Here is an 8144-nt window from a genome sequence, read left to right as displayed (position 1 = left end):
TCATCGTCGGCAGCGTCAGATGGGTATACGAGCCAGGCCCTGCCCACCGCGTCGGCCACGCCCACCGCTCCGGCCCCGCCCAGTCCAACCCCGTCGCGGGACGCCGCCCTGATCACGCTCTGCCTGGATCCCCTACAGCTACCGCTGCTGGATCGGCTGCTCTGCCCGCCGACCGAACCCTGACGCAATCAGGTGCCGACCGTCGTGGCGTGGCTCGGCCGGCCCTTCGCAGCCCGACTCAGCCCGTTGCGCCGAAGTCGGGGACGGTGATCGTGCCGTCCTCGGCGAGCGGGAAGCCGGGGTTCCAGGCGATCTCCCACACGTGACCGTCGGGGTCGGTGAAGTAGCCGGCGTAGCCGCCGTAGAACGTCTCCCGGGCAGGTTTCGTCACCTCGGCGCCGGCGGCCACCGCCGCGGTGATCACCTCGTCGACCTCGGCCCGCGACCGGACGTTCTGCGCCAGGGTCACGCCGCCGAAGCCGTCGGCGCCCTGATCATCGATGCCGGCGTCGGCGGCCAGCTTGTCCCGGCCCCACAGCACCACCGCCAGGCCGCCGGCCTGGAAGAAGACCGTCTCCTCGACCTCCTGGCCGCGCCAGCCGAGCTGCTCGTAGAACGCTCGTGCGCGCGCCACGTCGGTGACGCCGAGGGTGACGAGGCTGATCCGCTGCTCCATGTCGCCAACCTAACGCGTGATCACTCGGGGGTGTGGCAGACGGCTTCGACGTTGTTGCGGGTGGTACTCCGGCCAGACCCGGGTGCCGACCGAGCCGCGCCTCAACCGGCGGATGCGCTGGATCGGCGGACGTTCACCTCCCCGGAGGCTGGTACTCGGCCTTCCGCTGGGTCGCCTCGTCCACCTCCCCCGGGGTCAGCACCGGCGTGATCTTCGTGTCCACGCCGCCCGCCGCCCGGATCGCGATGGCCAGTCCGGCCGCCGCGGCGTTGTCGGGGAGGTCGCACAACACGTAGGTGTCGTGATCACCGAACCCGAAGTACAGCGACTCCATCTGCCCGCCGGCCGCCTCGATCGACTTGCGGACGGCCTCGGCGCGCTTCGTGCCGCCGTCGTTGGCCAACCCCTTGACCCCGTCGAGGGTGTAGGTCGACCTCAACAGGAACTTCGCCATCCGGATCTCTCCTCCCAAGAGGGATCGGCGCCTGCCCGGCCGCCACCACGCATGCGCGTACCCGGCGGCGGAGTGGCTAGTCATGAGCCCAGGGCCGGATCCGCGACGGCGGGCGGAGCAGGTCGGCAGCCAGGCCCAGCGCGCGATCTGGCCGGGCTGCCGACTCCCGCGGGATTCCTACGACGCCGCCGGTGCCCGCTCGGTCGGCGGCGCCGCGACCGGCCGGATCCTTGGCCGCGCCAGGGCGCTCGGCCACCAGGTACGAGGGCCGATGTGCAGCGCCAGCGCCGGGACGAGCAGGCTGCGGATCAGGAACGTGTCGAGCAGCACCCCGACGCCGATGATGACCGCCGTCTGCACGGACGGCACCAGCGGCAGCACGCTGAGCGCGCCGAACGTGGCGGCCAGCACCACGCCCGCGCTGGTGATCACCCCGCCGGTGACCGTCAGTGCGTGCAGCACGCCGTTGCGGTGCCCGAGCAGCGCCGCCTCCTCCCGCGCCCGTGTGCTGAGGAAGATCGTGTAGTCCACGCCGAGGGCGACGAGGAACAGGAACGTCTGCAGCGGGATCCCGACGAACAGGTTCGGGTAGCCCATCGCGTCGAGGATCAAGCCGGCCGCGCCCATCGCGGCGACGTAGGAGAGGATCACGCTCGCGAGCAACAGCAGCGGCGCGACCAGCGCGCGCAACAGCAGCACCAGGATGACGAAGACGACCGTCAGCACCAGCGGCACCACGACCCGGTTGTCCCGGCTGACGGTCCGCTCCTCGTCGATCAGGTACGCGGTATCCCCGCCGACCAGCGCCTGCGCACCCGGCACGGCATGCACCGCCGCGCGGAGCCGCTCGACCGTGTCCAGCGCCGCGTCGCTGTCCGGTGTGTCGGCCAGGACCGCCGCGATGCGTACCCAACGGCCGTCCGGCGAGCGTTCCGGCTCGCCCACCTCGGCGACCCCCGGCACGGTACGGGCGGCAGCCACGACCTCCTCGGCCGGGCTGGCGGCGGCCAGGATCTCGGCGGGCGCGACCGATCCCCGGGGGTAGTGCGCCTCGATCATCCGCTGGCCGGTGACGGAGCCGACCCCCTTGGTGAACGACTCGTCGTGCGGCATGCCGATGCTGAGGTTCAGCATGCCGAAGCTCAGCGCGACCAGCACCGCCGCCGTGCCAAGCCACACCGCGCGGGGTCGCCGGCCGACGAACCCGGCGATGCGGCGCCACAGCCCGTGCTCGGCCGCCACGTCGAGCCCAACCGCGTCGGGCGAGTACCGGGGCACGAACGGCCAGAACAGCCACCGCCCGAAGATGACCAGCACGGCCGGCAGCAGTGTGGTCATGGCCAGCAGCGCCGCGACGATCCCGACCGCGCCGACCGGCCCGAGCCCCCGGGTGGACGGCAACTGCGCGGCGAGCAGGCACAGCAGACCGAGCGCGACGGTCGCCGCCGACGCCGCGATCGCACCGATCGACCGGCGCAGCGCGACGGCCATCGCCGTGTGACGGTCGGCGTGCCGGCGCAGCTCCTCCCGGTAGCGGGCGATGAGCAGCAGGGCGTAGTCCACGCCGACGCCGAAGACCAGCACCGTCAGGATGCTCTGGCTCTGGAAGTCCACGGCCAGGCCGGCGTGTCGGGCCAGTAGGTACACCACCGCGCTGGCGAGCTGGTTGGCCAGCGCCACGGTGATGAGCGGGATCAACCACAGGATTGGGCTGCGGTAGGTGATGAGCAGCAGCAACGCGACGGTGGCCGCGGTCGCCAGCAGCAGCGCGGTGTCCATGCCGGCGAACGCGTCGAAGACGTCGTCCTCCCCGCCGGCGGGGCCGGTGAGCGCGGTCCGCAACCCATCCGGTACGTCCGCGGTCAGGCGGTCCTTGATGGCGGCCACGGCGTCGGCGCGCTGGTCGGCGTCCCCGGCGACGGGAAAGGAGAGCAGCAGCGCCTGCCCGTCGTCGCTGGGCACCGGCGGGGACACCTGAGCGCCATCGGCGTGCGGGGTGAACGCCGCCCGGTCGCCGTCCACCTTGGCGCGGTCGGCGTCGGTGAGCCCACCCTCGCGGGCGTAGACGGCGACAGCGAGGGGCTTCTGCGAGTCCGGGAACGCCTCCTCTGCGCGCTGGGTCGCCCGGCTTACCTCGGCGGTGGCGGGCAGTGCGCCGAGGCTGTCGTTGTCCTGCACCTCGGTCAGCTTGATCGCCAGCGGCCCGGCCGCCGCGACGAGGACGAGCCAGAAGACGAGCATCATGTACTTGCTGCGTCGGCCGGACGGCATTGCGGCCAGTCGGTGCCGCGCGGTTTCCTTTTGCCTGGTCATGCCTTTGATCCTTCGGCCGTCGCAGGTGGAAGGCAGGGGTGGCAGGTCCCGAAGGCAGGTGGTGGTAGCACCACCGATTCCGGTGGCGCATCGGGCGGAGAATGACGCCGTGGACAGCTCCGTACGCTCGACGATCTGGCAGCAGCTCCGGTCCGGCGCCCTCGCCGCCGTGCAGGGCCTGGCCGTGGCCCTGCTCAGCCTGGGCACCAACGTGGCGCTGTTCGCACTGTCGGTGGTCTCCCTCGCGCTCATCCCCGCACTCGGCATCGGGTTCGCGCTCTTTCCCGCGGTGACCGTGCTCGTACGGCTGTCGCTGACGGCGCAACGCCGGCTGAGCCGGTGGGCCGGCGCGCCGATCGCGTCGCCGTACGCGCCGGTGCCCGCTGGCGCCCGGCTCGGCACCTGGCAGCGGTTCCGGTGGGTGGTCTCGGATCCGGCGACCTGGCGTGACTTCGCCTGGCTGATCCCCGGCACCATCACCGGCGGCGTCTGCCTGCTCGCGTTCGCGCTGCCCGCATACGGGCTGGAGGGCGCCCTGTTCGTGCCGCTGGTGCTCTACCTGACCATCGACTGGTACGGCTACGGCGTGTTCTGGCCGATGGACAACTTCGCGAAGGCGTGGCTGTCCGCGCCGCAGGGCTGGCTGCTCCTCGCCGGCGGGCTGGCCGTCGCGCACTGGCTGGTGTGGCTGCACTTCCGCTTCGCCGGCTTCTTCCTCGCCCCTACCCGGGCGCAGGAGCTGGCCCTGCGGGTCCGGCACCTCGCCGCCACCCGCGCCGACACCGTCGACACCCAGGCCGCCGAGCTGCGCCGCATCGAACGCGACCTGCACGACGGAGCGCAGGCCCGGCTGGTCGCGCTGCGGATGAGCATCGGTCTGGCCGAGAAGCTCATGGCCGACGACCCGGCGCGGGCGGCGCGACTGCTCGGCGAGGCGCAGGAGACCAGCGGTCACGCCCTCGCCGACCTGCGCAACCTCGTCCGCGGCATCTACCCGCCGGTGCTCGCCGAACGTGGCCTCCCCGGAGCGGTGGAAGCCCTCGCCCTGACCACTACGCTGCCCGTGGACGTCGACGTGCAGCTACCCGGCAGCCCACCCGCGGCGGTCGAATCCGCGGCCTACTTCGCCGTGGCCGAGGCACTGACCAACATCGCCAAACACAGCGGCGCTCGGCGTGCCTGGATTCACGTCGCGCACAGCGATGGCCTGCTGAGTCTGGTGGTCGGCGACGACGGCCGGGGCGGTGCGTCGCCGGACGCGGGGACCGGCCTGGCGGGTGTACGACGCCGACTGGCAGCCTTCGATGGCACGATGACCGTGCAGAGTCCGCCCGGCGGACCCACCGTCGTGACCATGGAGCTGCCGTGCGAGTTGTCATCGCCGAGGACCTCGCCCTCCTCCGGGACGGGCTGACGCACATCCTCGACGCGTACGGACACCAGGTGGTCGAGGCGGTCGCCGACGGGCCGTCCGTCCTGCCGGCGCTCACCCGCCACCGCCCCGACATCGCCGTCGTCGACGTGCGCCTCCCACCCACCTTCACCGACGAGGGCCTGCAAGCCGCCCTCGCGGCCCGGGTGGAGATGCCCGGGCTGCCGGTCCTCGTGCTGTCCCAACACGTCGAGCAGTTGTACGCGCGGGAGTTGCTCGCCGACCGGAGCGGGGGAGTCGGCTACCTGCTCAAGGACCGGGTGTCCAACGTCGGCCAGTTCATCGACGCGCTTCGTCGAGTCGCCGACGGCGGCATGGTGATGGACCCCGAGGTGGTGTCCCAGCTCCTGGCCCGCAACAGCGGCGTTCAGCCGCTGCAGGACCTGACCGCCCGGGAGCGGGAGGTGCTGGGGCTGATGGCCGAGGGACGGTCGAACGCGGCGATCGCGGGGCGGCTGTTCGTCACCGAGAAGGCGGTCAGCAAGCACATCAACAACATCTTCAGCAAGCTGGGCATGCCGCCGTCCGATGACGACAACCGGCGGGTGCTGGCGGTGCTCGCGTACCTGAACAGGTGAAACTCGTGCAGCCCCCGGAGCCCAAGCATCCGAAAAGGAGTACCGGGCGACGGTAGTCTGCACAGCGGGTAGCGAAGACTGCCGGCAGAGTGACGGGCGGATGCCCTGGGCGCTCCAGGCCCCAGACGTCGGTGGTGCCGAACACACGGGGGAAACCATGTTCGAGCGGCTGGGCAGATTCGTTGTGGGCAGAGCCTGGTGGGTGATTGCCGGGTGGGTGGTCGCGGCAGCCGCCATCATCGCCACCACACCGTCGCTGAGCGACATCACCTCCGCCGACCAGGAAAGCTTCCTGCCCCGCTCGTACGAGTCCGTGCAGGCCACCGAGCTTGGGCAGAAGGCGTTTCCGCAGCAGGCCACCGCGACGGCGATCATCGTGGTCAAGCGCGCCGACGGGCAGAAACTCACACCGGCGGACGAGGCGAAGGTCGGCCAGCTCGCCCAGGCGCTCAAGGCCAAGAACATCCCGCACACGTCCGGCTACCTCACCGGTCCGCCCGCGGTCGCGCCGGACAGGTCGGTGCAGATCATCAACGTCGGGCTCGACGCCCCCACCCCCGACGACCCGGCGCTGCTCGACGCCGTACGCGACCTGCGGGCGGACATCGGCCCGGAGCTGGCGAACAGTGGGCTGACCGCGGGCGTGGCCGGCGACGTGGCGAGCTTCGTCGACAACGAGGACACCTTCAACAACGCCTTCGCCGTGGTCGGCATCGCGACGATCATCCTGATCATCGGCCTGATCCTGATCATCTTCCGCAGCCCCATCGCCGCGCTGCTGCCCGTGGTGGTCGTCGGCGTCGTTCTGAGCATCACGACGGGTCTCGTCGCCGCCGCGGGCAAGGCATTCGATCTCAGTGTCAGTCAGGATCTGCAGACGATCCTGCTGATCGTGCTGTTCGGCATCGGCACCGACTACATCCTGTTCCTGCTCTTCCGCTACCGGGAGCGGCTGCGCGCCGGTGACGACAAGCGCACCGCGATGGTCGTCTCCGTCCAGCGGGTCGGCGAGGTCATCACGTCGGCCGCCGGAGCGGTCATCGTCGCGTTCCTCGTGCTGCTCCTCGCCTCCCTGGGCTTCTTCGGCTCGCTCGGCCCGGCGCTCGCGATCGCGGTCGGCGTCATGCTGATCACCTCGCTCACTCTCGTCCCGGCGGTCGTCTCGCTGCTCGGTCGCTACGTCTTCTGGCCGTCGAAGGCGTGGCAGCGTGCGCCCAAGGCCACCATCTCGCACCGGCTCGGCACGGTCGTCGGGCGCAGGCCGGCACTCGTCGCGGCGGCATCCGGCGTCCTCCTGGTCGCGCTCGCCGCAGGCGTGCTGGGCTACAAGGCCGACTACGACTTCAGCGCCGGCTTCCCGCAGGACACCGAGTCGGCGAAGGCCGCGCAGGACCTGCAGCGCGGGTTCGCCGCCGGCGCGCTCGCCCCCACCGAGGTCTACCTGACCACCAGTAACGGGTCGCAGCTGACCGAGCAACAGGTCAACGAATTCGCGGCGGCCGTAGCGAAAGCCCCGGGAGTGGGCCAGGCGCAGCCCCCGGAGCGCAGCACCGACCCGAGTGTGGCCCGGGTCAACCTGCTGCTCAACGAGAACCCGGTCTCCAACGAGGCGATCAATCTCGTCCGCGAGGACCTGCGCGGTGCCGTGCACACGGCGGCCCCGCCCGGCACCCGGGCGCTGGTCGGCGGAACCACCGCGATCTTCGCGGACATCAACTCGGCGAACAACCGCGACCTGTCGGTCATCCTGCCGGTCGCGGCCGGCCTGATCGCGCTCATCCTCGCGCTGCTGCTGCGCAGCCTGGTCGCGCCGATCTACCTCGTGATCGCGGTGCTGCTCAACTTCGCCGCCACGCTGGGCGCCACGGTCTACCTCTTCCAAGGGCTGCAAGGCGAGCCCGGAGTCACCTTCCAGCTACCGATCATCCTCTACCTCTTCGTCGTGGCGATCGGGACCGACTACAACATCCTGATGATCGCCCGACTACGCGAGGAAGCGCGGGAGGGCAACGAGCCACACGAGGCCGCCGCCATCGGCGTGGAACACGCCGGACCGACCGTCGCGGCAGCAGGACTGATCCTGGCCGGCACGTTCGCGGTGCTGCTGCTCGCGCCGATCTCGTTCCTGCAGCAGATGGGCTTCGCGGTGGCGATCGGCATTGTGCTGTCGGCGTTCGTCATGTCGATGTTCTTCGTTCCGGCGCTGACCGCGCTGATCGGGCACAAGGCGTGGTGGCCGGGGCACGGCGACGAGCGGCGGGCCAGCGGGCGGCACGCCAGTACCGTCGACCAGCCGGGTTAGCCCGACAGGCGGTGGGTGATGGTGCGCCCGGTTCGCGGTACGCCGACCATTGGCATTGCGCCGTGGTTGGGGCCTGACCCAGCTGCAAGGCCCGGTCGGCGGCTCGGTGACGCTTGACCGGTGGCTGGACTGGTCTGTAGTTGGAGCCACGACCTGAACGATGCCGGGGACCTGCAGCTGGTATCAAACAGTGCTGCCCCAGGCGACGACCGTGGGCGACCTGAACCGATGGCTCGATGGTGACATTGTTGGGCCGGTTGTGGCAGAGTTTGTGGCCTCCTAGACGGTTGCGGACACTGTGGCATGCACGTTTCCTAGAGCTGGCCGCGCCGCTGCGGGCGCTGGCTGGCTGAGCGTGGAACCGGGTCTTCTCAAGCTGGCGAAGATCC

General features: G+C 71.0%; 7 protein-coding genes. 4 read left to right on the top strand and 3 right to left on the bottom strand.

Going from position 1 to position 8144, the window contains the following annotated elements; genetic code table 11:
- The coding region (locus DKT68_RS31740; RefSeq protein ID WP_236646705.1) for a hypothetical protein at nt 1–183 on the top strand (183 nt) is incomplete at its 5' end.
- A 55-nt stretch (nt 184–238) separates the two neighbouring features.
- Here the strand turns inward: DKT68_RS31740 and DKT68_RS04095 are convergent.
- The 3 genes from DKT68_RS04095 to DKT68_RS04085 form a co-directional block, all read right to left on the bottom strand.
- Nucleotides 239–676, bottom strand: coding sequence for a VOC family protein (locus DKT68_RS04095; protein WP_109816097.1), 438 nt, complete (start codon nt 674–676; stop codon nt 239–241).
- 133 nt (nt 677–809) lie between these two features.
- Nucleotides 810–1130, bottom strand: a complete 321-nt coding sequence (locus tag DKT68_RS04090) for a GYD domain-containing protein (protein WP_109816096.1) — start codon at nt 1128–1130, stop codon at nt 810–812.
- Between the two features lie 177 nt (nt 1131–1307).
- Nucleotides 1308–3401 (bottom strand): MMPL family transporter, encoded by a 2094-nt coding sequence (locus DKT68_RS04085; RefSeq protein WP_201748891.1) that lies wholly within the window; start codon nt 3399–3401, stop codon nt 1308–1310.
- 151 nt (nt 3402–3552) lie between these two features.
- Here DKT68_RS04085 and DKT68_RS04080 point away from each other — a divergent pair, with 151 nt between their 5' ends.
- The 3 genes from DKT68_RS04080 (at nt 3553) to DKT68_RS04070 (ending at nt 7755) form a co-directional block, all read left to right on the top strand.
- The gene (locus DKT68_RS04080; protein ID WP_236646704.1) at nt 3553–4857 is read left to right on the top strand and encodes a sensor histidine kinase; all 1305 of its coding nucleotides are present in this window, start codon (nt 3553–3555) and stop codon (nt 4855–4857) included.
- Nucleotides 4809–5453 (top strand): LuxR C-terminal-related transcriptional regulator, encoded by a 645-nt coding sequence (locus DKT68_RS04075; protein WP_109816093.1) that lies wholly within the window; start codon nt 4809–4811, stop codon nt 5451–5453. The genes DKT68_RS04080 and DKT68_RS04075 overlap by 49 nt, the downstream gene beginning before the upstream one ends.
- A gap of 202 nt (nt 5454–5655) precedes the next feature.
- Nucleotides 5656–7755, top strand: coding sequence for an MMPL family transporter (locus DKT68_RS04070; protein WP_236646703.1), 2100 nt, complete (start codon nt 5656–5658; stop codon nt 7753–7755).
- The last annotated feature ends 389 nt before the right edge of the window (nt 7756–8144 follow it).

It is taken from the genome of Micromonospora acroterricola, from assembly GCF_003172955.1.
Lineage (GTDB): Bacteria > Actinomycetota > Actinomycetes > Mycobacteriales > Micromonosporaceae > Micromonospora > Micromonospora acroterricola.
The sequence above is the reverse complement of the archived record's forward strand: the minus strand, read 5'-3'. Positions and strand labels throughout refer to the sequence as shown.